This is a genomic window from Streptomyces sp. NPDC031379, assembly GCF_055569615.1.
Genome location: NZ_JBVIIT010000002.1, coordinates 51,030 through 77,372 on the forward strand (window position 1 = coordinate 51,030; position 26,343 = coordinate 77,372).

The 26,343-nt window shown below is 72.2% G+C and carries 17 protein-coding genes; 5 read left to right on the forward strand and 12 right to left on the reverse strand.

Going from position 1 to position 26,343, the window contains the following annotated elements:
* Positions 1-41 precede the first annotated feature (41 nt).
* Complete coding sequence (locus ACZ5CW_RS03060) at positions 42-2,351, reverse strand: ATP-dependent DNA helicase UvrD2 (RefSeq protein WP_468597845.1); 2,310 nt, start codon at positions 2,349-2,351, stop codon at positions 42-44.
* Positions 2,352-2,447: 96 nt separating this feature from the next.
* Between ACZ5CW_RS03060 and ACZ5CW_RS03065 the strand changes: the two genes are divergently transcribed.
* Entirely contained in the window at positions 2,448-2,690 is a 243-nt protein-coding gene (locus tag ACZ5CW_RS03065; protein WP_468597846.1) for a mycoredoxin, read from the forward strand.
* An 83-nt stretch (positions 2,691-2,773) separates the two neighbouring features.
* On the opposite strand, the gene nudC is transcribed toward ACZ5CW_RS03065, so the two are convergent.
* From nudC to ACZ5CW_RS03090, 5 genes are all read right to left on the reverse strand, one after another.
* Entirely contained in the window at positions 2,774-3,718 is a 945-nt protein-coding gene (nudC, locus tag ACZ5CW_RS03070) for an NAD(+) diphosphatase (RefSeq protein WP_468597848.1), read from the reverse strand.
* Positions 3,719-3,873: 155 nt separating this feature from the next.
* Positions 3,874-5,277: a dipeptidase gene (locus ACZ5CW_RS03075; RefSeq protein ID WP_468597849.1), complete on the reverse strand. Its 1,404-nt coding sequence runs from the start codon at positions 5,275-5,277 to the stop codon at positions 3,874-3,876.
* 76 nt (positions 5,278-5,353) lie between these two features.
* Complete coding sequence (locus ACZ5CW_RS03080; RefSeq protein WP_468597850.1) at positions 5,354-8,992, reverse strand: ATP-dependent helicase; 3,639 nt, start codon at positions 8,990-8,992, stop codon at positions 5,354-5,356.
* 114 nt (positions 8,993-9,106) lie between these two features.
* The gene (locus ACZ5CW_RS03085; RefSeq protein WP_468597852.1) at positions 9,107-12,745 is read right to left on the reverse strand and encodes an ATP-dependent helicase; all 3,639 of its coding nucleotides are present in this window, start codon (positions 12,743-12,745) and stop codon (positions 9,107-9,109) included.
* A gap of 257 nt (positions 12,746-13,002) precedes the next feature.
* Positions 13,003-13,389 (reverse strand): MGMT family protein, encoded by a 387-nt coding sequence (locus ACZ5CW_RS03090; protein ID WP_468597853.1) that lies wholly within the window; start codon positions 13,387-13,389, stop codon positions 13,003-13,005.
* A 186-nt stretch (positions 13,390-13,575) separates the two neighbouring features.
* Between ACZ5CW_RS03090 and ACZ5CW_RS03095 the strand changes: the two genes are divergently transcribed.
* From ACZ5CW_RS03095 to ACZ5CW_RS03105, 3 genes are all read left to right on the forward strand, one after another.
* Complete coding sequence (locus ACZ5CW_RS03095; RefSeq protein ID WP_468597854.1) at positions 13,576-16,422, forward strand: lysylphosphatidylglycerol synthase domain-containing protein; 2,847 nt, start codon at positions 13,576-13,578, stop codon at positions 16,420-16,422.
* A 118-nt stretch (positions 16,423-16,540) separates the two neighbouring features.
* Complete coding sequence (locus ACZ5CW_RS03100) at positions 16,541-18,085, forward strand: alpha/beta hydrolase (protein WP_468597855.1); 1,545 nt, start codon at positions 16,541-16,543, stop codon at positions 18,083-18,085.
* 135 nt (positions 18,086-18,220) lie between these two features.
* Entirely contained in the window at positions 18,221-19,786 is a 1,566-nt protein-coding gene (locus tag ACZ5CW_RS03105; RefSeq protein ID WP_468597856.1) for an alpha/beta hydrolase, read from the forward strand.
* Positions 19,787-19,860: 74 nt separating this feature from the next.
* Here ACZ5CW_RS03105 and ACZ5CW_RS03110 read toward each other — a convergent pair whose 3' ends face one another.
* Together ACZ5CW_RS03110 and ACZ5CW_RS03115 are read right to left on the reverse strand one after the other, a co-directional pair.
* The gene (locus tag ACZ5CW_RS03110; RefSeq protein ID WP_468597857.1) at positions 19,861-20,298 is read right to left on the reverse strand and encodes an RICIN domain-containing protein; all 438 of its coding nucleotides are present in this window, start codon (positions 20,296-20,298) and stop codon (positions 19,861-19,863) included.
* A gap of 374 nt (positions 20,299-20,672) precedes the next feature.
* Positions 20,673-21,749: a medium chain dehydrogenase/reductase family protein gene (locus tag ACZ5CW_RS03115; protein ID WP_468597859.1), complete on the reverse strand. Its 1,077-nt coding sequence runs from the start codon at positions 21,747-21,749 to the stop codon at positions 20,673-20,675.
* 166 nt (positions 21,750-21,915) lie between these two features.
* Between ACZ5CW_RS03115 and ACZ5CW_RS03120 the strand changes: the two genes are divergently transcribed.
* Entirely contained in the window at positions 21,916-22,311 is a 396-nt protein-coding gene (locus ACZ5CW_RS03120) for an SCO4402 family protein (protein WP_468597861.1), read from the forward strand.
* Positions 22,312-22,424: 113 nt separating this feature from the next.
* Here ACZ5CW_RS03120 and ACZ5CW_RS03125 read toward each other — a convergent pair whose 3' ends face one another.
* The 4 genes from ACZ5CW_RS03125 to ACZ5CW_RS03140 all read right to left on the reverse strand — a co-directional run bounded on the left by ACZ5CW_RS03125 (position 22,425) and on the right by ACZ5CW_RS03140 (position 26,259).
* Positions 22,425-23,084 carry an NADPH-dependent FMN reductase gene (locus ACZ5CW_RS03125; protein ID WP_468597862.1) on the reverse strand — a complete coding sequence of 220 codons (660 nt, stop codon included), beginning with the start codon at positions 23,082-23,084 and terminating at the stop codon, positions 22,425-22,427.
* A gap of 236 nt (positions 23,085-23,320) precedes the next feature.
* Complete coding sequence (gene moeZ / locus ACZ5CW_RS03130) at positions 23,321-24,499, reverse strand: adenylyltransferase/sulfurtransferase MoeZ (protein WP_468597864.1); 1,179 nt, start codon at positions 24,497-24,499, stop codon at positions 23,321-23,323.
* Between the two features lie 63 nt (positions 24,500-24,562).
* Positions 24,563-25,312: a spherulation-specific family 4 protein gene (locus tag ACZ5CW_RS03135; RefSeq protein WP_468597866.1), complete on the reverse strand. Its 750-nt coding sequence runs from the start codon at positions 25,310-25,312 to the stop codon at positions 24,563-24,565.
* Positions 25,300-26,259 (reverse strand): NAD-dependent epimerase/dehydratase family protein, encoded by a 960-nt coding sequence (locus ACZ5CW_RS03140; RefSeq protein WP_468597867.1) that lies wholly within the window; start codon positions 26,257-26,259, stop codon positions 25,300-25,302. Before ACZ5CW_RS03140 ends, ACZ5CW_RS03135 begins: the two co-directional genes overlap by 13 nt.
* Positions 26,260-26,343: the final 84 nt, after the last annotated feature.

Here is a 26,343-nt window from a genome sequence, read left to right on the forward strand (position 1 = left end):
TTGCCGGGGCATGCGCAAACTATTTTTTCGACGAGTTCGCATCAGTCCCTCTCCTCGTCCTCTCCAGGCTCCTGGCCTGCGCATATGGCCAGAACGTCGGCTCCGTAGCTGCGTAGCTTGCGGCTGAGGACGCCGGGGATGCGGGAGAGTTCGGCGGGGCTCTCGGGCCGGGCCTCGGCGATGGCCATCAAGGTCCGGTCGGTGAAGACGCAGAAGTCCGGCTGCCCGCTGCGCTCGGCCTGGACCGCCCGCCACTCCCGCAGCCGCTCGTAGAGCCCTTCGTCCATGTCCGACGGGCAGTCCTCGCAGCGCATCAGCTTCATCTCGCCCGCGTCGGTCAGCGTGCGACCGCAGACCCGGCAGCGGGCCGGGGTGCGCTGGGTGCGCCGGGGAACGACGGTGGTGCCCGCGGCGACCCCGCGCTCCACGCCTCCGCCGGCACCCGAGCCGGTGCGGCCGACGGTGGCGGTGGTGCCGGGGCGCAGGCCGTCGAGGAAGCGGCTGGGCCGGCGGCCCGGACGGCCGCCGGGCGAGCGGGACAGCGCCCAGGAGACGTGGAGCCGCTCCCGGGCCCGGGTCACGCCGACGTAGAGGAGCCGGCGTTCCTCCTCGATCTGCTCATCGGTCTTGGCGTACGTGATGGGCAGCATGCCCTCGGCGACGCCCACCAGGAAGACGACGTCCCATTCCAGACCCTTGGCGGCGTGCAGGGAGGCGAGGGTGACGCCCTGGACGGTCGGGGCGTGCTGGGCGCTCGCCCGCTCGTCCAGCTCCGCCACGAAGTCGCCGAGGGTGGCGCCGGGCCTGGCGGTGGTGAGGTCCTGGGCGAGGTTGACCAGCGCGGCCAGGGACTCCCAGCGCTCTCTGACAGCACCGGAGCCGGCCGGAGGCTGAGTGGTCCAGCCCTCCCCGGACAGCACCGCCCGCACCTGCGAGGGCAGGTCCACGGCACCGTCCAGCAGGGAGTCGTTGCCGCCGAAGCGGGCCGCGCCGCGCAGCGCGACGCCGGCCTTGCGCACCTCGGGCCGGTCGAAGAAGCGCTCGGCGCCGCGCAGCTGGTACGGGACCCCGGCGTCGGCGAGCGCCTGCTCGTAGGTCTCGGACTGGGCGTTCGTACGGAACAGGACGGCGATCTCGGCCGCCGGGACGCCCGCGTCGATCAGCTCGCGGATGCGGCGGGCGGCGCCCTCGGCCTCGGCGGGCTCGTCGGTGTACTCCGTGTGGACGGGCTCGGGGCCCGGGGCGCGCTGGGAGACCAGTTCCAGCCGGTGGTCGGCGGCGCGGCCGCGGGCCTGGGCGAGCAGACCGTTGGCGAGGTGGACGACCTGCGGGGTGGAGCGGTAGTCACGGACCAGCTTCACGACGGTGGCGCCGGGATGCCGGGACCGGAAGTCGAGGAGGTGGTCGGGGGTTGCTCCCGTGAACGAGTAGATGGTCTGGCTGGCGTCACCGACGACGCAGAGGTTGTCGCGGTCGCCGAGCCACAGCTCCAGGAGCCGCTGCTGCAGGGGGCTGACGTCCTGGTACTCGTCGACGACGAAGTGCTGGTACTGCGCGCGGACCTGTTCGGCGATGTCGCCGCGGTCCTGGAGGACGGCGACGGTCAGCAGCAGGACATCCTCGAAGTCGATCACCGCGCGGTCGCGTTTGAGGTCCTCGTAGGCCGCGTAGAGGTGGGCGATCTCGGCCGGGTCGCGCGGGGCCTCGCGACCGGCCTTCACAGCCGCGTACGGATAGTCGGCGGGAACGGTCTGGGTGACCTTGCACCATTCGATCTCCGCGGTGACGTCCCGCAGCTCGCCCCGGTCGAGCCGGGTCCCGCAGGCGGCGGCCGCGTCGGCGACGAGCTGGACCTTGCGGTCGACGAGCCGGGGCATGCTGCCACCGATCGCTTTCGGCCAGAAGTACTGGAGCTGGCGCAGGGCGGCGGAGTGGAAGGTGCGGGCCTGGACGCCGTGGGCGCCGAGCTGGCGCAGCCGGCCACGCATCTCTCCGGCGGCGCGGTTGGTGAAGGTGACGGCGAGCACGCTGGACGGCTGCAGGATCCCGGCCCGCACCCCGTAGGCGATGCGGTGCGTGATCGCCCGCGTCTTGCCCGTGCCCGCTCCGGCCAGCACGCACACCGGCCCGTGCAGGGCGGTGGCCACCTCGCGCTGCTCGGGGTCGAGCCCGTCGAGCACCGCGTCGGCGCCGCTCGGCGGGGCCGAGTACTGGGAGCCTCCGGTTCCCTGCGGGAAGAGGGGGGAGTGCGTTGCTGCTGTCACGTAGCCATGCTGCCAGGTCGCCGGAGACTGCCGTGCCGGTTGTCCACAGGCGGGCCCCGGTAGTCGTACTAATGCGGCAGGTGTCACAGCCCGGGGTGCATACCCCGGGCGGGAATGGCGAGCCGGTCGCTTACGTTCTTCCCCCGGACGACTTTTCCGAGCTGCCTGAGGAGCGCGAGAGACATGCAGGGCACTGTGACGATGTACAGCACGACTTGGTGCGGCTACTGCCGGCGGCTGAAGAGCCAGATGGACCGGGAGGGCATCGCCTACACCGAGATCAACATCGAGCAGGACCCCGACTCCGCGGCGTTCGTGGAGAAGGCCAATGGCGGAAACCAGACGGTCCCGACCGTGCTCTTCGCCGACGGCTCCACGATGACGAACCCGTCGCTGGCCCAGGTGAAGCAGAAGCTCGCCGCGTGACGCTCCGCGGGTTCGCCGCGGTGACCACACAGCAGGGCGGCCCCTGATTCCTCAGGGGCCGCCCTGCTGTCTGTCGCGGCGCCTCAGACGAAGCTGCGCGTCGGCAGCGGCTTGCCGTACCACATCTCGATCAGGCGGGCCGCGATGGAGATGCCGTAGGGCGGCTGGACCTCGCCGGACTCGAAGGCCTCGTGGAGTTCCTCACGGGAGAACCAGCGGGCCTCGTGGATCTCGTCGCCGTCGACGTCGATCTCGGTCGTGGTGGCGCGGGCCATGAAGCCCAGCATCAGGCTGGACGGGAACGGCCACGGCTGGCTGGCGACGTACTCGACCGAACCGACGGTGACGCCGACCTCTTCGAAGACCTCTCGGCGCACCGCCTGCTCGATGGACTCACCGGGCTCGACGAAGCCGGCGAGCGTGGAGAAGCGGCCCTCGGGCCAGTGGACCTGGCGGCCGAGCAGGATGCGGTCGTCCGCGTCGGTCACGGCCATGATCACGGCCGGGTCGGTGCGCGGGTAGTGCTCGGCACCGCAGGCCGGGCAGCGGCGGATGTGGCCGGCGGCGGCGATGACCGTGCGTTCACCGCAGCGGGAGCAGAAGCGGTGGGTGCGCTGCCAGTTCTCCAGGCCCACCGCGTGCACCATGAGCCCGGCGTCGCGCGGCGACAGCAGCAGGCCGGCCTCGCGCAGGCCCGCGGGGCGGGCGGACTGGTCGATGCGGCCGGGCAGTGCGTCCTTCTGGAGCGCGAAGTAGCTGACGCCTTCCTCGTCGATGCCCAGGAAGTAGCGGTGCGCCTCGGTGAGCGGGGCCTCGAAGGACGGCGTCATGACGAGTTCGGTCCGGCCGTCCGGGGTCTCGTCGATGAGCACCTGACCGCCGGAGACGACGAAGCAGCGGGTCGTGGGGTGGCTCCACGCCGCCGCGAGCCAGGCCTCGTCCAGCCGGTGGTGGGCGGCGCGGTCGATGCCGCTCGGGGCGGTCAGCGAGATGGGTCGGTCTGCTGTGTCGTCGGTCCAGGTGGTCACGGGTGCTTCCAACTCCCCCAGTGCAGCGGTTCGTATCGGCGGACGGTTCGGCAGGACATCGGGCGGGAGGGCAGCGGGCCGGGCGGGGGCGGGGCGTTCGGGGCGTCGTACCAGTGTGCCCCGCGCGCGGCGCCCTTCCGTACGGCGCCGGCCGGTCAGGGTGTGGGACGCCAGGCACCGGCCAGATCGCCCCACAGGTAGGCGCTGGTCTCGACGCCCTTGAGCAGGAGGTCCAGCTCGACCTTCTCGTTGGGGGCGTGCCAGCCGTCGGAGGGGACGGAGATGCCCAGGAAGAGCACGGGGGCGCCGAGGACTTCCTGGAGGTCGGCGGCGGGTCCGGAGCCGCCCTCGCGGGTGAAGCGGACCGGTCCCTCGAAGGCGCGGCCCATGGCGCGGACCACGGACTGCAGCGCGGGGTGGTCGAGCGGTGTCAGGCACGGGCGCGTGGCCGAGCCGAAGTCGATCTCGTACCGGATTCCGGCGGGGACCTGCTCGGCGGCCCAGGCGCGGACGGCTTTCTCGACGAGGTCGGGGTCCTGGCCGGCGACCAGCCGGAAGGACAGCTTCACCATCGCCGAGGACGGGATGATCGTCTTGCTGCCGGGACCCTGATAGCCGCCGCCGATGCCGTTGACCTCGGCGGTCGGGCGGGCCCAGATGCGCTCCAGCGTGGTGTGCCCGGCCTCGCCGTGGGTGGCGTGGGACTTGGCGGTGCGCAGCCAGCGCTCCTCGTCGAAGGGCAGCTCGGCGAACAGCTCGCGCTCCCGGTCGGTCAGCTCGACGATGCCGTCGTAGAAGCCGGGGATCGCCACGCGCGCGTGCTCGTCGTGGAGGGCTGCGACAAGGCGGGCGGCGGCGGTGGCCGGGTTGGGCACGGCACCGCCGAAGGAGCCGGAGTGGATGTCCTGGCCGGGGCCGTGGAGGCGGATCTCGCACTCGGCGAGGCCGCGCATGCCGGTGCACACGGTCGGGGTGTCCTCGGACCACATGCCGGTGTCGGAGACGATCACGGCGTCCGCGGTGAGCCGTTCCGCGCGCTCCTCCACGAGGGCGCGGAAGTGCGGGGAGCCGGATTCCTCCTCGCCCTCGATCAGCAGCTTCAGGTTGACCGCCGGGGTGGTGCGGCCGGTGGCGGCGAGGTGGGCGCGGACGCCGAGTGTGTGGAAGAACACCTGGCCCTTGTCGTCGGCCGCCCCGCGCGCGTAGAGGCGGTTCTCCCGGACGACCGGCTCGAAGGGGTCGCTGTCCCAGCCGTCCTCGCGGGCGGCGGGCTGTACGTCGTGGTGGCCGTAGACGAGGACGGTGGGCGCCTCGGGGTCGTCCGAGGGCCACTCGGCGAAGACGGCCGGGGCGCCCGGGGTCTGCCAGACCTCCACGGTCGGGAAGCCGGTCTCCTCGAGCTTGGCGGCGAGCCAGTCGGCGCTGCGCCGTACATCGCATGCGTGGTCGGGCTGGGCCGATACGGAGGGGATGCGCAGCCATGCGGCGAGGTCGTCGAGGAAGGCGGCGCGATGCTGTTCGATGTACGTACGGACGGCGCTGTCCGGGGTCTGGCTCATGCTCACGAGCCTATCCGCCCGCGCGGGCATCCTCGGCGGGCGGTTCGTCACACTCGGTCTGTCCGTCGTGCCACTGTCAGGTCGCCTCCCGTGCCCTCTCGGGCTCGCCCGTGAGCAACCGCTCCAGCGCCTCCCGGTCCGGCAGGCCCTCGGGGCGTACGACCTCGCCGCTGCGCACGTACAGGAAGGCGACCGTCACGGACTCGGGGGGCACGCCCTGCTGCTCGGCCCAGGCGAGCCGGTACACGGCGAGCTGGAGCGGGTCGGCGGTGCGGGTGCGGCTGGTCTTCCAGTCGACGATCTCGTACGTCGCCTCGTCCCCGTCGCCGGTCCGGTAGACGGCGTCGATGCGGCCCCGTACGACGCGGCCGGCGAGGGTGAGCTGGAAGGGGGCCTCGACCCGGTAGGGGGTGCGCCGGGCGTACTCGGTGCGTTCGAAGGCCTCCTTCAGGGCCTCCAGGTCGCGTTCGTCGGCGATATCGGCGTCGCTGCCGGGCAGCTCGTCGGGTTCGAGCAGCGGAAGGGTCAATTCCTCGAAGCGGGCTTCGACCCAGGCGTGGAACCGGGTGCCCCGGCGCGCGGCCGGTTGCGGAGGGCGCGGCATGGGGCGCGCGAGTTCCTGTGCGAGCCCGTCCGGGTCCTCGGCCAGCCGCAGCAGCTGGGTCGCGCTCAGCGTGGCGGGCAGGGGGACGTCCGTGACGCTCTGCCGGGCGCGCAGCAGTTCCCCGGTGAGCGCGTCGAGGTCGCGGTCCCAGGAGGCGACGGCGCGGGCTTCCTCGGGGGTGAGTGCGGTGTCCGGCCGCGACTCGGCGGGCCGGGGGCGGCGGTCCTGCGGTGGGGGTGCCTGGCGGGGGACCGTCGGCCGGCGGGCGGACGCGGGCTCCTCGCCGAAGGCGTGATCGCCGTAGGGGGGGTCCGGGTAGGGGGCGTCCTCGTCGGCAGGGCCGTCCTCGAAGGGGGCGTCCTCGTCGTGGAGGGTGCCGTCCTCGTACGGAAAGTCCTCCTCGTGAGGGGCCTCCTCCGGGTAGGGGAAGCCCTCCTCGTAGGGCTCCTCGCCGTAGAGGTCGTCGTCCGGCGGAGCGGGCCAGTCCGGGTCGTCGGGGGCGGCGGGGCCGTGGGCGGTCTGAGGGTGGCCGTCACCCTGGGCGGCGAGGGCGTCCAGGTGGGCGAGGACGGTGTCGGCGGCCGCGCGGCGGCGGGCCAGGGCGGCGTCGTCCAGCGGGAGCGGCCACACCTGGTCGGCGGTGGCCGTGTGCAGGGCCGGGTTCTCCTCGTCCTCGGCGGGCTCCTGCGCCCAGGCCTCGATCTCGCCGTACCCGGCGGTGCAGTGGTCGTACAGGGCCTGCAGGAAGTCGGAGGGACCGCGCGGCTTCTTCTGGCTGGGGCCCCACCAGTGGCCGGAGCCGAGCAGCAGGGATCGGGGGCGGGTGAAGGTGACGTAGCCGAGGCGCAGCTCCTCGGTGTGCTGGTGGTCCTTCATGGCCTCGTGGAAGGCCTTCATGCCGCGCGAGTCCCACGAGTCGATGTCGGGGAGGGTGTCGGTGTCACCGCGCAGGGCGTGCGGCAGCACCTTGGCCTGCGCGGTCCACTTCTCGCGGCCCTGGGCGCTGGGGAAGGTGCCGCCCACCAGTCCGGGGACGGCCACGACGTCCCACTCCAGGCCCTTGGACTTGTGCGCCGTGAGCACCTTGACGGTGTTCTCGCCGCCGGGCAGGGCGTTGTCGAGGCCCTTCTCGTACTGCGCGGCGGTGCGCAGGAAGCCGAGGAAGGCGAGCAGGGTGGCCTCCCCGTCGCCGGCGGCGAAGGACGCGGCGACGTCGAGGAAGTTCGAGAGGGTCTCGCGGCGGCGGGCGGCCAGGGCGTGCGGGGACGCCGACAGTTCCACCTCCAGGCCGGTGACCGCGAGGACGCGGTGCAGGACGTCCATCAGCGGGTCGGACAGGGAGCGGCGCAGGTCGCGCAGTTCGGCGGCGAGGCGGGCGAAGCGCACGCGGGCGTCCGGGGAGAACGGCAGCCCGTCGTCGGCGCCTTCCTCGAAGGCCCCCTCCGTCGGCGTCTCGAGGAAGGTGTCGAGGGCGTCCGCGAGCGAGATCACCTCGGACGGGTCGACCCCCTCGACGGCAGCGGCGAGCCGGCGGTCCGGATCGTCGGTGTCGCCCACGCGCGCGTGGGCGACCAGCAGGCGGGCGCGGCGGCCGAGGAGGGCGAGGTCCCGGGGGCCGATGCGCCAGCGCGGTCCGGTCAGCAGGCGCACCAGGGAGGCGTTGGCGCCGGGGTCCTGCAGAACCTCGCAGACGGCGACGAGGTCGGCGACCTCCGGCAGGTGGAGCAGTCCGGACAAGCCGACCACTTCGACGGGGATGTCACGGGCCACGAGGGCGCCCTGGATCTCGGCGAAGTCGGTCGCGGTGCGGCACAGTACGGCGATCTCGCCGGGGGCCGTGCCCGTGCGTACGAGGTGGGCGAGGGAGTCGGCGATCCAGTCGATCTCCTCCGCGTGGGTGCGCAGCAGGGCGCAGCGGACCGTGCCGTCGCGCTCGGCGCCGGGGGCCGGGCGGAGGGCCTCCACGCCCGCGTGCATGGCGCGCAGCGGCTCGGCGAGGCCGTTGGCGAGGTCGAGGAGGCGGCCGCCGCTGCGGCGGTTCTCGCTGAGTGCCTGCCGGGTGGCGGGCCGGCCGTCGGTGCGGGCGAAGTGCGTTGGGAAGTCGTCCAGGTTGGCGACGGAGGCGCCGCGCCATCCGTAGATCGCCTGGCAGGGGTCGCCGACGGCGGTGACCGGGTGGCCGGTGCCACCGCCGAACAGGCCCGCCAGCAGGACGCGCTGGGCCACGGAGGTGTCCTGGTACTCGTCCAGGAGCACCACGCGGAACTCCTCGCGCAGCAGGCGCCCCACCTCGGGGATGCGGGCGAGGCGGGCGGACAGGGCGATCTGGTCGCCGAAGTCGAGCAGGTCGCGCGCGCGTTTGGCGGCCCGGTAGTGCTCGACGAGGTCGGCGAGTTCCCGGCGGGCGGCGGCCGTGTCGGGGACCTTGCGCAGGTCGGCGTTGCTGAGCTTGGCGCCCTCCAGGGTGCGCAGCAGGTCGGCGTCCCAGGCGCGCAGTTCCTCGGGGTCGACGAGGTGTTCGGCGAGTTCGGAGTCGAGGGTGAGCAGGTCGCTGACGAGGTCGGCGAAGGAGCGGGTGAGCGCCGGGTAGGGGCCGGGTGCCTCGCGCAGCACGCGCGCGGCGAGCTGGTAGCGGGTGGCGTCGGCCAGGAGGCGGGAGGTGGGCTCCAGGCCGAGCCGCAGACCGTGGTCGGTCAGCAGGCGTCCGGCGAAGGCGTGGTACGTCGATATGACCGGTTCGCCCGGCGGGTTGTCCGGGTCCGACCAGGGGGTGTCGGCGCCGAGCGCCGTCGTCGGGGGGTGGTGGCCGGGCGACGGGAGGGCGTCCGGATCGGTGACGCCGGCCTTGATCAGCGCCTTGCGGACGCGTTCGGCCAGCTCACCGGCGGCCTTGTTGGTGAAGGTCAGGCCGAGGACCTGTTCGGGGGCGACCTGTCCGGTGCCGACCAGCCAGACCACGCGGGCCGCCATCACGGTGGTCTTGCCCGACCCGGCTCCGGCCACGATCACCTGCGGGGCGGGCGGCGCGGTGATGCAGGCCGTCTGCTCCGGGGTGAACGGGATGCCGAGAAGCTCCTTGAGCTGTTCGGGGTCGGTGATACGGGCGGGCATGTCGAAAGAGGCTAGCGGCGGGCACTGACAGTCGAGGACGGCTCGACCGCCCGATGAGGAAGAAACGCAGGTCAGCACGTGTAGTGCCGTACGTCACCCCATCCTGGCCGCGTGTCACTCGACCACGTGGCGTCCCTCAGGACGGGCGCTGCACGAGGCGCGGAACGCGCAGTGCGTGCAGTGCTGGCCGGTGCTCGGCGTGAACCGCTCGTCGAGGACCTTTCCGGCAGCGGTGGCCAGCAGCTCGCCGACCCACTCCCCCGCCGGCGGCTCCTGGTTCTGCACCTTGGGCAGGCTCTCGCCTCCGTCCCGCTTGGCGGCGCCCTGCCTGAGGTGCACCAGTTCGGCGCCGCCGGGTTCCGGGCGTACGCCGTCGAAGGCCGCGTCGACGGCGCCTTCGCCGACGGCGAGCTGGTAGACGGCGAGCTGGGGGTGGCGGGCCACTTCGGCGGCGCTCGGCGCCTGTTTGCCGGTCTTGAAGTCGACCACGTAGGCACGGCCGTCCGCGTCCGTCTCCACGCGGTCCATCTGGCCGCGGATGCGGATCTCGTAGTCGCCCGCATCGAGGGTGACATCGAAGTCGTGCTCGCTGACCACGGGGGTGCGGCCGGTGCGGTCCAGCACATGCCAGTTCAGGAAGCGTTCGAGCGCCACGCGCGCGTTGCCCTTCTCCTGCTCCGACTTCCAGGGGGCGTCGAAGGCGAGCGCGTTCCACACCGAGTCCAGGCGTTCCATGAGGACGTCGAGGTCGGCCGGGGTGCGTCCGGAGGCGACCTCGTCGGCGAGGACGTGGACGACGTTGCCGAAGCCCTGCGCGGTGGTGGCGGGCGCGTCGGCCTTCACCTCGCGCCCGAGGAACCACTGCAGCGCACAGGTGTTGGCGAGCTGGTCGAGGGCGCTGCCGGAGAGCACCACGGGCTGGTCCCGGTGGCGCAGCGGCACCTTGCTCTCGGTCGGCTCGAACATGCCCCACCAGCGGTAGGGGTGTGCGGACGGCACCAGGGGGCGGCCGTCCTCGTCGGCGAGCGCGGCCAGCCGGGCCAGGCGGCGGGCGGCGGCCTCGCGCAGGGCGGCGGACACCCGCGGGTCGACGGTGGTGGCGCGCAGCTCGGCGACGAGCGCGGCGACCGACAGCGGGCGGCGGGGGCGCCCGGTGACGTCCTTCGGCTCGACGCCCAGTTCCGTGAGGAACCGGGAGGGCTGGTCGCCGTCGTCGGCCGGTGCCTTGACCGCGGTGACGACGAGGCGCTCGCGCGCGCGTGTGGCGGCCACGTAGAACAGGCGGCGCTCCTCGGCGAGCAGCGCTCCGGGGGTGAGCGGTTCGGCGAGTCCGTCGCGGCCGATGCGGTCGGCCTCCAGCAGCGAACCCCGGCGGCGCAGGTCGGGCCACAGCCCTTCCTGGACTCCGGCGACGACGACCAGCCGCCACTCCAGGCCCTTGGAGCGGTGCGCGGTCATCAGCCGGACGGCGTCGGGGCGTACGACGCGGCGTGCGAGCGTGTCGGCGGCGATGTCCTCGGCCTCGATCTCGGCCAGGAAGTTCAGGGTGCCGCGGCCGCCGGTGCGTTCCTCCGCGCGCGCGGCGGTGGCGAACAGGGCGCACACGGCGTCCAGGTCCCGGTCGGCGTTGCGGCCGGCGGCGCCGCCGCGCCGGGCGGCCCGCTCCAGGCGCGTGGGCCACGGGGTGCCCGACCACAGGTCCCACAGCGCCTCCTCGGCCGTGCCGCCGCCCGCGAGGCGCTCGCGGGCCTTGCGGAGCAGTGCGCCGAGGCGCTGTGCCCCGCGCGCGTAGGCCGGGTCGTGCACGGCCAGGCGTTCGGGCTCGGCGAGGGCACGTGCGAGCAGTTCGTCGGACGGGGGCGGCAGCGGATCGCCGGCGGCCCGCTCCTCCTCGCGCAGGGCCCGCCCGAGACGGCGCAGGTCGGCGGTGTCCATGCCGGCGAGCGGGGAGACGAGCAGGGTGAGGGCGGTCTCGGTGTCGAGCCAGGAGGTGTCCGGGGCCCGCCCTCCGGCGCCTTCAGCCGCAGCCTCCTCGACGGACGGTCCGGCCTCTGCTCCGCCGACGGACGATCCAGCCGCAGCCTCTCCGGCGGACGACCCGGCCTCTGCTCCTTCGACGGACGGCCCATCCGCAGCCTCTCCGACGGACGGTCCGACCCCTGCTCCTCCGGCGGACGGTTCACCCGCAGCCTCTCCGACGGACGGCCAGGCCTCTGCTCCTCCGGCGGACGGTTCACCCACGGCCTCTTCCGCGGACGGTTCACCCGCGGCCTCTTCCGCGGACGGTTCACCCGCGGCCTCTTCCGCGGATGGTTCACCCGTCACGGCGAGCGCGGTGGGCTCTTCCTCGCGGTGCCGTGCCTCCGCCGTGGCCACCGCCCGCAGGGCCGCCAGCAGCGGTGCCACCGCCGGCTCGTGCCGCAGGGGCAGGTCGTCGCCGTCGATGTCCAGCGGGACCCCGGCCGTGGTGAGGGCGCGGCGGAGGGTCGGCAGGGCGCGGGCTCCGGCGCGCACCAGAACGGCCATGTCGCTCCAGGGGACACCGTCCTCCAGGTGCGCGCGGCGCAGGATGTCCGCGATGTTGTCCAGTTCCGTACCGGGCGTCGGGTACGTGTAGACCTCGACGCGGCCGCCGTCCCGTACGGCGGCCGGCTCGCGATGGGCGCGCACCTTGTCGGCGGGCAGCCTGCGCAGCGGCATGCGCTGGGTGATCAGGCGGGTCGCGGACAGCAGGTCGGCGCCGGAGCGGCGGGAGGTGCGCAGCACCTCGACGGGGGCGGGGCGGCCGTCGACGCGCGGGAAGACGGCCGGGAAGTCCAGGATGCCGTTCACGTCCGCGCCCCGGAAGGCGTAGATCGACTGGTCGGGATCGCCGAAGGCGACCAGGGTGCGCCCGCCGCCGGCCAGCGCGTGCAGGAGCCGTACCTGGGCGGGGTCCGTGTCCTGGTACTCGTCGACGTACACGGCGTCGTACCGGGCGGCGAGCCGCGCGGCCGCCTCGGGGCGGTGGGCGAGCAGGACCGCGCGGTGGACGAGTTCGGCGTAGTCGATCACCCCCTGCATGTCGAGCACGTCGAGGTATTCGGCGAGGAACGCGGCGGCCGCCCGCCAGTCGGGGCGGCCGATGCGGCGGGCGAAGGCGTCCAGCGCGTCGGGGCCGAGGCCCAGCTCGCGGCTGCGGGCGAGGACCGCGCGGACCTCGCCCGCGAAGCCGCGCGTGGTCAGGCAGGCGCGCAACTCGTCCGGCCAGCGTGCGTGGGCCAGCCCGAGCCGCTCCAGCTCGGGCTGGCCGGCGAGCAGCTCGCGGACGGTGACGTCCTGCTCGGGGCCCGAGAGCAGGCGCAGCGGCTCGGTGAACAGGCCGCTGTCCTGGTGCGCGCGGACCAGTGCGTAGCAGTACGAGTGGAACGTGGTCGCCCGGGGGGCGCGGGCGGCGCCCATGCGCACGGCCATGCGGTCGCGCAGGTCGACGGCGGCCTTGCGGCTGAAGGTCAGCACCAGGATCCGCTCCGGGTCCCCACCGCGGGCGATCCGCGCGGCCACGGACTCGACCAGGGTGGTGGTCTTGCCGGTGCCCGGACCCGCGAGGACGAGCAGTGGTCCGGACCGGTGGTCAACCACGGCGCGCTGGGCAGCGTCCAGACGAGGGGGGTCCACGATGGCCGGCGGGGTACGGACCAGTCGGTAAGCGCCACGGCTCCCCTGCCGCACCTGGGGGTGCGGCAGGCGCCTGGTGGAGGAAGAGGAGCTCACGTGATCGGCCGGTCCTGGTGGTCGTGCTGGCGGGCGGGCGGTCACGCGTGCGAGGCGGTGGCCGCGGGGTGAGGGGGACACGTGCAGCCGACGCTACGCCGCCGCTCCGGGCGGAAGCAGAACTTCCGCTTCTTCCCTCGCGGCCCTCGCGCCACGCGAGTCCCACACCCCACGAACGTACGTCATGCCACGGACGTCCCCTCCGTCCCCCGTACGGGCCACAAGCCCTCCGTGGCGGCATCCGATGGCGGAAGCTGTCAGATGTGACCCTCCGTGCCCGCACCGCCGTCCCACCGGGCCCGCCGCATGTCGAGCCGGAGCAGGTGCCCCTCGGTGCTCCTGCCGGCCTCCTTCAGCGGCGTGCCCTCCGCGCGGTAGTGGGCGAGCGCGCGCAGCTCGTGCCCGGGCAGCAGCACACCGTCGGCACGCACCACGCGCCACCACGGGACGGCGCCTCCGTACAGGGCCATCACCCGGCCGACCTGGCGCGGGCCCCCCTCGGCGAGCCACTCGGCGACATCGCCGTATGTCATGACCCGCCCCGGCGGAATCCGCTCGGCGACCTCCAGGACCCGCTCGGCGTACTCCGGCAGCGCGTCCGCGTACTCCTCACGGGTCTCCCCGGCAGGCCTCTGCTCGCTCATTCACCCCATCCTGCCGCACCCCACCGACAGCGGGCCGCGGACCGCACGCACCGCCGCTCTCGCCCCTGGACGGCACTTCCGGCAGACTGTGCGCCCGCGCATCCACACCCTGGTGCCCGCGTGTGTCGGTGGGACATGCCACCATCGTGCGGGCGGTGACCGGTGATACGAGACCAAGAAGAGACCATGAAGCAGCAGGGCGTGCACCCCGAAGACGCGGCGGGCACCCCTGACGCCGCCGCGCGCCCCGACACCGCCCGCGCGGGCAGCGGGGGCGACACCGACGCGCACCAGGAGGATCCTGGTCCGCGCACGAACCATCCCACGGACGCGCGTGCGAAGGACGACGGCACGCGCGCGCGTGAGGACGACGACGCCGGCAAGGGGGCACACGTGCCGGAGAACCCGCCCCTCGACCACGGTCCGGGCGCCGGCGACGACCCCCACGCGGAGGAGGTGGAGGGCGACGAACCGCTGCTCGCCGCGCGCGTGCACCGCCCCTCCGACCTCATGCGGCTCCTGGTGGGCGTGCTCGCCATCGTCGTGCTGTTCGCGATCGCCGCGTTCGCGCACGGCACCACCTCGGGCCTCGAACAGGACATCAACAAGGGCACCGGGCAGGCGCCCGACCTGCTCATCAAGATCGCGGGACTGGCGTCCAGCATCGCGATCCTCCTGGTCCCGGTCGCCTTCGCGATCGAACGGCTGATCAAACGGGACGGGCTGCGCATCGCCGACGGCGTGCTGGCGGCCGTCCTGGCCCACGGAGTGACCCTCGCCACCGACCTCTGGGTCGCGCGGGCCGCCCCGGACTCGATCCAGGAGGCGCTCACCCAGCCCTCGCCGGGAGACATCCACGCCCTGACGGACCCCGTGCACGGTTATCTGGCACCGGTCATCGCCTACATGACGGCCGTCGGCATGTCCCGCCGCCCCAGATGGCGGGCGGTGCTGTGGATCGTGCTGCTGCTCGACGCGTTCTCGATGCTGGTCACCGGCTACACCACCCCCTTCTCGATCATCCTGACGGTGCTGATCGGCTGGACCGTCGCCTACGGCACCCTGTACGCGGTCGGCTCCCCGAACGTCCGCCCCACGGGGCAGACGTTGATGGCGGGTCTGCGGCACGTCGGCTTCCACCCCGTCAGCGCCGCCCGCGAGGAGAGCACCGATGCGGACAACAGCGACCGCGGCCGGCGCTACTTCGTCACCCTGGAGGACGGCCCGCCGCTGGACGTCACGGTCGTCGACCGGGAACAGCAGGCGCAGGGCTTCTTCTACCGCGCGTGGCGCAATCTGACACTGCGCGGCTTCGCCACCCGCTCCAGCCTCCAGTCACTGCGGCAGGCGCTGGAGCAGGAGGCCCTGCTGGCGTACGCCGCGATCGCGGCCGGTGCCAACGCGCCCAAGCTGATCGCCACCTCCGAACTCGGCCCCGACGCGGTCATGCTCGTCTACGAGCACACCGGCGGGCACACGCTGGACTCGCTGGCCGACGAGGACATCACGGACGAACTGCTGCGCAACACCTGGCACCAGGTGCAGGCGCTCCAGTCGCGGCGCATCGCGCACCGCAGGCTGGCCGGTGACGCGATTCTGGTGGATCGTTCCGGCAAGGTGATCCTGGCCGAGCTGCGCGGCGGCGAGATCGCGGCCGGTGATCTGCTGCTGCGCATGGACGTCGCCCAGCTGGTCACCACACTGGCCCTGCGGGTCGGCGCCGAACGGGCCGTGGCCTCGGCGGTCGGCGTGCTCGGCCCGGAGGCGGTCGCCGACTGCCTTCCGATGCTCCAGCCGATCGCGCTGACGCGTTCCACGCGCGCGACGCTGCGCCGACTGGCCCGGGAACGCGCCCAGCGCGAACGCGAGGCCGTGCTCGAGGCGTCCCGGCAGGCCAAGGCGGCCCGCCTGGAGGAGGCATCGGCGACGACGCCCGCTCTCGAAAAGCCCGACAAGAAGACCGTCCGCGCGGAGCAGCGCGCGGAGAAGCGGGCCCTGGACGACGCCCTGGAAGAGGCCCGCGAGGAGGACCCGCTCACGCAGATCCGGCACGAGGTGCTGCGGATCAGGCCCCAGGCGCCCGTCGAACCGGCCCGCCTGGAACGGGTACGGCCGCGCACGCTGATCAGCTTCATCGCCGGCGCCATCGGGGCGTACTACCTGCTGACGCAGCTCACCCACATCGAGTTCGGCACGCTGTTCGCGCAGGCCCAGTGGGGCTGGGTGGTCGCGGCGGTGCTGTTCTCGGCGCTCAGCTACGTCGCCGCGGCGATGGCTCTGCTGGGGTTCGTGCCGGAGCGGGTGCCGTTCCCGAGGACGGTGGCGGCGCAGGTCGCCGGGTCCTTCGTGAAGATCGTGGCACCGGCCGCGGTCGGCGGTGTGGCCCTCAACACGCGCTTCTTGCAGCGCGCGGGCGTGCGCCCCGGGCTCGCGGTGGCGAGCGTCGGCGCCTCGCAGCTGTTCGGGCTCGGCTGTCACATCCTGATGCTGCTGTCCTTCGGCTATCTGACCGGCACCGAGAAGACACCGTCCCTGTCGCCGTCCCGCACGGTCATCGCGGGCCTGCTGACCGTGGCGGTGCTGGTGCTCGTCGTGACCTCCGTGCCGTTCCTGCGGAAATTCGTCGCCACGCGCGTGAGGTCGCTGTTCGCCGGTGTCGTACCGCGCATGCTCGACGTGCTGCAACGGCCGCAGAAGCTCGTCACCGGCATCGGCGGCATGCTGCTGCTGACCGCCTGCTTCGTGATGTGCCTGGACGCCTCCATCCGTGCCTTCGGCGACGGCTCGGTCTCGCTGAGCATCGCCAGCGTCGCCGTCGTCTTCCTCGCCGGCAACGCGCTGGGCTCCGCGGCGCCCACCCCTGGTGGCGTGGGCGCGGTCGAGGCGACCCTGACCGTCGGTCTGATCGCCGTCGGCCTGCCCAAGGAGGTCGCCGCTCCGGCGGTCCTGCTGTTCCGGCTGCTGACCCTGTGGCTGCCGGTTCTGCCGGGCTGGCTGGCCTTCAACCACCTGTCCCGCAAGGGTGCCCTTTAGCCGGGCGGGCGATCAGCGAGGCCACGGGCCCTCACCGCGCCGTACGCGGCGTGCGCGGGCGTACCTCGTACGGCTCGCGCCCCGCGCGCCCCGGACTGCGCGGGCCCAGGATGGAAGCATGGCGAACCCCTCTAGGCTGCGCGCCGCCGCCCTGACCACCACCGCCGTGCTGCTGTCCGTCCTGCTGGCCGGATGCGGGGACAGTGCGAAGGACGGGGACGTCACGAAGCAGAAGCTGGACTGGCAGGACTGCCCGGCCCCGTCCCAGGCGGAGGGCGGCGGCAGCGCCCCCTCCCCGCTGCCGAACGGCACGAAGTGGCAGTGCGCCACCATGAAGGCGCCCCTGGACTGGGCCGACCCCAAGGGCGACACCATCGACATCGCCCTGATCCGGGCCAAGGCCAGCGGCCCGGCGAGCGAACGGATCGGCTCGCTCGTGTTCAACTTCGGCGGCCCCGGCGGCAGCGGCGTCACCACGCTGCCCGCCTTCGCCGAGGACTACGCGGCGCTGCGCACCCGCTACGACCTGGTCAGCTTCGACCCGCGCGGGGTCGGCCGCAGCGCGCCGGTGAAGTGCGAGAGCGACGCTCAGCTGGACGCCTTCTTCCAGCAGGACGCGACGCCCGACGACAGCACCGAGCGCGACCAGCTCCTGAAGCGCACCAAGCAGTTCAACGCGGCCTGCGAGACGAACTCCAAGAAGGTCCTGCCGCAGGTGCGCACCACGGACGCGGCCCGCGACATGGACCTGATGCGGCAGGTCCTCGGTGACGACAAGCTGCACTACTTCGGAATCTCGTACGGCACCGAACTCGGCGGCGTCTACGCCCACCTGTTCCCGCGGCACGTCGGCAGGGCCGTCTTCGACGGCGTGGTCGACCCCACGCAGACCCCCGAGCAGAGCGCGCTCGGACAGACCAAGGGCTTCCAGCGCGCGCTCGACAACTTCGCCGAGGACTGCACGTCGAAGACGACGGAATGCCCGATCGGGGACACCCCGCAGGACGTGAAGAACCGCATCGCGAAACTGCTTCAGGACCTGGAGAAGAAGCCGATCCCCGGCATCCTCCCGCGCCAGCTCACCCAGACCGCCGCGACCAGCGGCATCGCGCAGTCCCTGTACTCGAAGGACTTCTGGGAGTACCTCACCGAAGGGCTGGAGCAGGCGTACGACGGCGACGGCAAGATCCTCATGCTGCTGTCCGACTCGATGAACGGCCGTGACGAGAACGGGGAGTACAGCAACCTCACCGCGGCGAACATCGCGATCAACTGCGCCGACGAGAAGCCCCGGTACACCACGGACTTCGTCCAGGAGAAGCTGCCCGAGTTCCACGCCGCCTCCCCGCTGTTCGGGGACTTCCTGGCCTGGGGCATGGTCAGCTGCACCGACTGGGCCGTGCCGGGCGCCGCCGACCATCCCGACGTCAGCGCACCCGGATCGGCGCCCATCCTCGTCGTCGGCAACACCGGCGACCCGGCCACTCCGTACGAGGGCGCGAGGAAGATGGTGGACGCGCTGGGCAAGGGCGTCGCCGTTGAGCTGACGTACAAGGGGCAGGGACACGGGGCGTACGACAGCAAGAACAAGTGCGTGCAGAGCGCGGTGAACGGCTACCTGCTGGACGGGAAGGTGCCGAAGGCCGGCACGGTCTGCTCCTGATCCGACGCCACCGACCCATAGAAGCCGCAGGTCAGAGGGTTATCCACAGGCCGTAACGGGGCTGGCCCCGGGCGCCTACCATGGCCTGGAACGCCTGGCGCCGCACGATGTGCCGGGCCTGTGAGGGGGGTGCGCATGTGGCGATTCCTGCGCTGGACGGCCGCCGTGGCCGCGGCGCTGCTGGTGGCCGGCTGCGGTGGTGGTTCGTCGGACGGGGGCGGAGCCGAGGGCAAGGGGGCGGACACAGGTCCTCCGCCGGCGTCCTCCGCGCCGGGCTCGTCGACGGCACCGTCCCCCACCCGCCTTCCGGCCTCCCTCACCTCCCAGCGCCTCGACTGGCAGCGCTGCAAGGCGACCGGAGGCCCCGCGGCGCCGGGCGACGACTGGCGGTGCGCGACGCTCAAGGTGCCGCTGGACTGGTCCGAACCGGACGGGGCGACGATCGGCCTCGCCCTGATCCGCGCCCGGGCGACCGGAGGCGACCGCATCGGCTCATTGCTGTTCAACTTCGGCGGCCCCGGCGGCTCCGGCGTGTCGATGATGCCGTACTACGCGTCCACGGTCTCCTCGCTCCGTGCGCGCTATGACCTGGTGAGCTGGGACCCGCGGGGCGTCGGGACGAGCGAGGGCGTCCGTTGCCGCGCCGACCGCGAGATCGAGGCCGCCGAGGACGTGGACGCCACCCCGGACACCCCGGCCGAGGAGAAGGCCTACCTCCAGGACGCCGCCGACTTCGGCAAGGGCTGCCGGAAGGCCGCCGGCCGGCTGCTGGCCCACGTGTCCACCACCGACACCGCACGCGACATGGACCTGATGCGCCAGGTCCTCGGTGACTCCCGGATGCACTACTTCGGCATCTCCTACGGCACCGAACTCGGCGGTGTGTACGCCCACTTGTTCCCCAAGCGGGTGGGACGGCTGATCCTCGACGCGGTGGTGGACCCGACCGCGGACACGGTGGGCCATGCCGAGAACCAGGCCCGCGGCTTCCAGCGGGCGCTGGACGACTATCTGAAGTCCACCGGCCAGGACCCCGAGCAGGGCTCCCGGAAGATCGCGGCCCTGCTGAAGCGGATCGACGCGCGGCCGCTGCCGGCGTCGTCCGGGCGGAAGCTGACCCAGACGCTCGCGGCCACGGGGATCGTCCTGCCGCTGTACAGCGAGTCCAGCTGGCCGCGGCTGACGGCCGCGCTCGAGTCGGCGGAGAACGGCGACGGCTCGCAACTGCTGGCGCTCGCCGACGACTACAACGACCGGGACTCCTCGGGTCACTACGGCACGACGTCCCACTCCCAGCGGGTCATATCGTGCCTGGACGACAGGCAGCGGCCGACGCTCGCCGAGACGAAGCGCCGGCTGGCGGAGTTCGAGCGGATCTCGCCCGTGTTCGGGGACTTCCTGGGCTGGGACACGGCCGGCTGGTGCCACGACTGGCCGGTGCCGGGCCAGTTCGACACCCCGGAGGTCGGTGCGCCGGGTGCGGCGCCGATCCTGCTGGTCGGCAACACCGGCGACCCGGCGACCCCGTACGAGGGCGCCCGCAGGATGGCCGACGAGCTGGGCAAGGGCGTCGGCGTCGAACTGACCTGGAAGGGCGAGGGCCACGGGGCGTACGGCAGCGGCAGCGACTGCGTCGACTCGGCGGTGAACGCCTATCTGCTCAAGGGAACGGTGCCGAAGGACGGCACGGTCTGCTCCTGACGCGGACGGGGCCCCGGGCGCCTGTCGCGCCCGAGGCCCCTGCTCCACGACTCACCCGGGAGCGACGTCCGGACTCAGCTCCAGCGCTGGGCCTTGAGGCCGCCGTCGAAGCCCGTGTAGAGCACGCTGTCGTTCTGGCCGAGCGTGAGCCCGGTCGCCTTGTCCTTGAGGCGCCAGCCCGCGGTGTCCTTGATCTCGTACCACTTCTGGTTGTCGCCGCCGTTGCAGTGACGCAGGTAGACCTTGCCGTCCTTGTTGCTGTCGAGGCAGTCGCCGTAGCTCGTCTTGAGCGTCCAGGTCCCGTCGGACTGCTTGGTCTCCGTCCACTTGGAGGGCCGCGAACCGCAGTCGGCCGCCGCCAGCGGGATGCCGTTGATGTAGCCCAGGCACCTGCCGTTGCCCTTGTTCTTCCAGGTGACGGTGCCGTCGGCGAACGCCTGGCCGGCGCCCGCCAGGATCACTGCCGGGGCGAGGATCATCGCCGCGAGCCTGCCCATCAAGCGCTTCTTCATGGAACTCCCCGTATCTTCTGTCGAGACGTGACGACAGCGGCTGCACCAGGACGCGAGGGTGGTCACGCCTCGCTTGTGGCCCGGTGGTCCGTGCGACTGTGGTCACGCAGCGGTCGTCCACATCAACGCGCCGAGTTGCGCGTGAAGTTGACGCCACGTTAACCGACGTGATCATCACACTGCAACGCGCACCCCTCAATAACGGGACATAAGGGCAGCAGTCATGCGAACCATCGCATCTCCCCTGCCGTCGGCTCCGCGACAACGACAGAGGTCCACGGCTCTGTTGGAACACCACAAGGTGTTCCTGCGGGCGGATCGGACTCCTGAGGAGGGTGTCGCGGGCGAGCGTCCTCCTCGGCCTGGGCCTCGGCTCATGGCACGAGCACAAGCTTCCCCTTCGCCGCCGAGCCCTCGAGCATCTCGTGCGCGCGACGCGCCTCGGACAGCGGCAGGCGTTCGGCCACGGCAGGGTGGATCTTGTGCTCGCGAAGCAGCTCGAGCAGCGCGCGGAAGTCCGCCCGGAACCGCTCCGGGTCGCGGGGACCTCCCCCCACGGGAAGCGCTGGGTGTACTCCCGCCACGGGAAGCAGTTGGCGGTGATGGCCGTGCAGTTTCTGGATCCGGTAGGCGAGCACCTGCCGGCGGGGCGGAAGCAGGCTCCAAAGCCAGACGGCCCCGGTCGCCGCGTACCACTCCCCCCACGCTCGCCAGTTCTTGCGCCCATGCTCGAGCGTGGCGTAGTGGCCGTACACGACAAGCCGTCCGCCGGGCCTCAGTGCGCGGAAGGAGCGCAGCGACACCGCGCCGCCTAGCCCGTCGAGCACGACGTCGACGCCCTTCCCGGGTAGCTCGCGCACCCGCTCCAGGAAGTCCTCGTTGCGATAGTCGATCGCCACCGCGCCGAGCCGTTCGACCGCGGCGCGGTCGCGGGCGGATGCAGTTCCGTAGAGGTGAAGCCCGGTGGCCGCTCCGAGTTCGATGACCGCGGTGCCTACCCTGCCGGCGGCACCGTGTACGAGCACCCTCTCGCCGCTCCTCACTCCCGCCACGCGGTGCAGTAGCTGGTAGGCGGTCATGTAGGTGAAGACGAGGTTCAGAACCTCCGCGGGGTCGAGGTTCTCGGGTACCTCGACCGCCTCCGCCTCCGGCACGCACACGCGCTCCGCGTCCGCTCCCCATACCGTCAGCGCACCGATGCGGTCCCCCACCCGCAGCTTCGCACAGCCCGGGCCGAGTTCCTCGACGATACCGACGAGCTCATAACCGGGCGTGAACGGCGGCTTCGGTACGCCCAGATACGTGCCGGCGCGCACCTGGGCATCCGTGAACGACACGCCTGCGGCCAGCACCCTGACACACACCTCACCTGGCCCCGGCCGGGGATCGTCGTCCTCCACGCCCCTCAAGACCTCGGGGCCGCCAAAATGATCAACGACGACGCGCTTCACGACGTCAGCCTAGGTGGGCTGCACTGTCCCCGCACCCGATGGATCTTGCGGTCGACCGGTCACTGGCAGGTGGGCACGAGTAGGGGAGCAGCCGCCGGGCCGGCGCGCCGTGCGGGGTCATCCCTGGGCCGTCCGAGGTCAGCCGACGCCAACTAGGCTCGGCCTTGTGAGCGAAGAGGCCCAAGTCATGGCGAACCACCGTGTCCACGTCGTACCTGTGGTCTTGGCTCTGGCCAATCCACCGTGGCAGCGGGACGTGTGGCTCGACCCCTCGAAGTTCGAGAACATCGACCATGTCTTCCATACGCTCTTCGACGACTTCTGTGACGCCGATGAGCCCGAGCGGTACCTCGGCGTCAGCTTGAGAACGGAGGAAGAGGTAACCCTCATGCGGGCCCTCGGTGTCGCGCTCAACGCTGCTGCGGCCGAGGCTCCCCACGACACCGATGCCGAGTACCTACAGACGGCAGCCTGGCCCGAAGTCGTGACCATCGCCGGACGCCTCGCTCAGGTCATGGTCTCGAACGACTTGAGCTTGCTGAGCTGTGGGCGGCATGAGTGAGTGTCCCACTGCGTGACAACACCCACGCACAGTGGCGGACAAGCGCGGACACCTGACATCAACACCCCCGGACGGCGACCATACACAGCAGCCGGTCGTGGCACCGGTGCGGCTCACTCCTCGGCCCGCTGAGTGATGGCCGCCTCGGTGCGGTCTCCCAGGAACTCGTACCAGCGGCGTTCGAGGCAGACGTAGCGCACGTCTGCCTCGACGAGGCTGAGGAAGCCCGACACCGTCTCGGTGAGACGTTGTTGCAGCCCCGGGTCGGCCAGCGTTCCGTCTTCGGCGAAGGCCTGGTAGCTATTGGCCACGCTGAACATGTCCGGGTAGACGCGGGTGCCCAGATGTTCCAGGGGAATCCGCAGAGCCCACAACCCGCGGTTTCCTCCGACCAGCGACGGCGAGGCGGAGACGAGCAGCGCGTGCTTGGTCTTGAATGGCTGCGGACGGACACGCGAGACCCAGTCGATCGCGTTCTTCAGCACTCCGGGCACCGAGGCGTTGTACTCCGGCGAGGAGATGACGAAGGCGTCGTTCTGCTCCAGCCGGTCGCGCAGGGCGAGAGCGCCGTGCGGCAGCCCTTGGTCGGCCTCCATGTCGCCGTCGTACAAGGGCATGTCGAAGTCGCGCATGTTGGCGAGGTCGACGGCGGCACCGGTGTCGGAGATGAGCCGGGTCACGAGGGAGGCGAGGCGGGCGTTGGTCGAATCGGCCCGCAGGGCCGCACCGAAGACCAGGAATCGCAACGGGCCGGGAAGCGTGTCCGTCGGCATGGATCCGTCCTTCCGTCGCGGGCAAGCGCCTCCACGAGGGCGCCCCACCGACCAGTGTGGTTCCCTGGCTGACGTCACGCGACACAAGGCCCGCACCTCTGCGAGGACTGACATCTGGGCCGTCCTGGGGCTGTCCGAGGCCGGCCGACGCCAACCGACAACGACAGAAGCCCACGGCATCTGCACTGGTCAGAGCCGTGGGCTTCCTCAGTCTCGCTGGTCGGCGAGACCCTTGATCAGTAGACCGGCTTGTCCGGTTCGATCTGGTTGACCCAGCCGATGACGCCGCCACCGACGTGGACGGCGTCGGCGAAGCCCGCGGACTTCAGGACGGCGAGGACTTCCGCACTGCGGACACCCGTCTTGCAATGCAGGACGATCTTCTTGTCCTGCGGGAGGCTCTCCAGGGCGGCGCCCATGAGGAACTCGTTCTTCGGGATCAGCCTGGCGCCCGGGATGGAGACGATCTCGTACTCGTTCGGCTCACGGACGTCGATGATCTCGATGTTCTCGCCGTCGTCGATCCACTCCTTGAGCTGCTTGGGAGTGATCGTGGAGTCGGCGGCCGCCGCCTGGGCCTCCTCGGAGACGACGCCGCAGAAGGCCTCGTAGTCGATGAGTTCCGTGACGGTCGGGTTCTCGCCGCAGACCGCGCAGTTCGGGTCCTTGCGGACCTTGACCTGGCGGTACTGCATCTCCAGGGCGTCGTAGATCATCAGGCGGCCGACGAGCGGCTCACCGATGCCCGCGAGGAGCTTGATCGCCTCGTTCACCTGGATGGAGCCGATGGACGCGCAGAGCACGCCCAGGACGCCGCCCTCGGCGCAGGAGGGGACCATGCCGGGGGGCGGGGGCTCCGGGTACAGGCAGCGGTAGCAGGGGCCGTGCTCGGACCAGAAGACCGAGGCCTGACCGTCGAAGCGGTAGATCGAACCCCAGACGTACGGCTTGTTCAGCAGCACGCACGCGTCGTTGACCAGGTAGCGGGTCGCGAAGTTGTCGGTGCCGTCGACGATCAGGTCGTACTGGCTGAAGATGTCCATCACGTTGTCGGCTTCCAGCCGCTCCTCGTGAAGGACCACGTTCACGTACGGGTTGATGCCCTTGACGCTGTCGCGCGCGGACTCGGCCTTGGAGCGGCCGATGTCGGACTGGCTGTGGATGATCTGGCGCTGCAGGTTCGACTCGTCGACCTCGTCGAACTCCACGATGCCGAGCGTGCCCACGCCCGCGGCGGCCAGGTACATCAGCGCCGGCGAGCCCAGGCCGCCGGCGCCCACACAGAGCACCTTGGCGTTCTTCAGCCGCTTCTGCCCGTCCATCCCGACGTCCGGGATGATCAGGTGGCGGGAGTACCGGCGGACCTCGTCTACGGTGAGCTCAGCAGCTGGCTCGACCAGGGGTGGCAGCGACACGGGGACTCCGTTGGTCGGTCAATCACTACAGTTGTTCTCCCCGTAACACTGCCACGGCCTTCTTCATTCCGAGACACCTGTTCCGACACGCGAGACAATGTCGTCCCAGTAGCCGGGCATCGTCTCCCAGGGGTCGGTGCGCCCGCCGCGGTCGGTGTGGTCCGTGAAGTAGATCGTGGCCGCTCCCTGCCAGCGGGCGATGCGCAGGGCCTCGTCCAGGTGGCCGTGCGGCACGCCGTGCACGAAGTGGCAGAAGCGGTCGGGCGGATAGTCGGCGGTCCACTCGGCGGCCTGCGACCAGCGGTAGTCGGACCAGGGGCCGGAGAAGGTCACCAGCTGGTCGGCGTTCTCCGCGTATCCCGGGTGCGGGTGACTGCCGTGGCCGAGGACGATGTGGGCGGTGTCACTGATCGCCCGGAGCGTGCTGATCGCGCGGCTGACCTCGGAGAGCGCCGTGCGCTCGGTGGGACAGCGGTCCAGCAGGAAGCCGTCGACCCGGTACCAGTCCAGGTGGCGGTGGGCGTCGGCGAGCAGATCGCCGAAGGCGCGGGCGCCGTAGGTGAGGTCGAGGTGGCCGAGGACGCGGACGCCCGCAGTGCGCAGTCGGCCCGCGGCCTCCAGACAGTGCGGATCGGGGCGGGCGCCGGGACCGCCGGCCACATCGAGGACCACCCAGTCCACGGGGGTGCCCGGCCGGGCGAGTTCGGCCCACTGGGCGGGGGCGACAAGCGGGTGGACGTAACCGGGGACGCCGAGGGCGGTGCGGACGCCGGTGCGTGTGGCGCCCGCGGTGGTGCTGGTCAGATGCGGCATGCCGCCTCCATCCAGATGTCTGCCAGGGATTCTTCGAGGTTGATCCGGGGCCGCCAGCCGAGCCGGTCGCGCGCGGTCCGCACGTCGGCCTGCTGCCAGCTGCCGCAGCCGTCCGGGTACGGGTACGCCATGGGGGCCGCGTGGTCGGAATCGGCGCGCGGGTGGCCGATGGTGCCGCGCAGGGGGCCGGGCGGGGCGTCGAGTTCGTGCAGGGCGCCGCCGTATCCGGCCACGCGTGCGAGGACCGCGGCGGCGTCGCGGAGGCGGACGGCACGGCCGGAACCGATGTTGATGACGCCCTGCGCGGCGGAGAGCGAGGCGGCGTGCACGGCGCGGGCGACATCGCGCACGTCCACGAAGTCGCGCTGCACGCCGAGCCCGGCGAGCTTCAGTTCGCCGTCACCCGACTGCATCGCGCGGCGCATGGCCTCGGCGAGGCGGCCGAGCGGGGAACCGGCCGGGGTGCCGGGTCCGGCGGGCGAGAAGACGCGCAGGACGACGGCGTCGAGGCCGGAGCCGAGGACCAGTTCGGTGGCGGCGAGCTTGCTGACGCCGTACGGGCCGCCGGGGCGCGGTACGGCGTCCTCGGCCGTGGAGGAACCGGGCTGGCTCGGGCCGTACTCGGAGCCGCAGCCGATCTGCACCAGGCGGGCGCCGCAGCCGCTGCGGCGCAGGGCCTCGCACACGGTGGCGACGGCGACGGTGTTGTGCCGGGTGAGATCGCGGGCGCCGCCCCGGGTGGCGCCCGCGCAGTTGATGACGACTCCGGGGTGCACCGCGTCGAGGAAGCGGGTGAGCGCGCCCGGGCTGCCGCTGGCGAGGTCGAAGCGGACGTCGGCGTCGTCGCCGCGGCCGAGGGCGGTGAGCTGGACGGCCGGGTCGGCGAGCAGGCGGTCGGCGACGAAGCGGCCGATGTATCCGTTGGCTCCGATCAGCAGAACCCTCATCGGGCGCCCCCCGGGATGTGCGCGCCGGTGGAACCGGCCGGTGCGAAGGCTCCTGCGGCCGCTCCGGCGGTTCCGGTGGCTCCG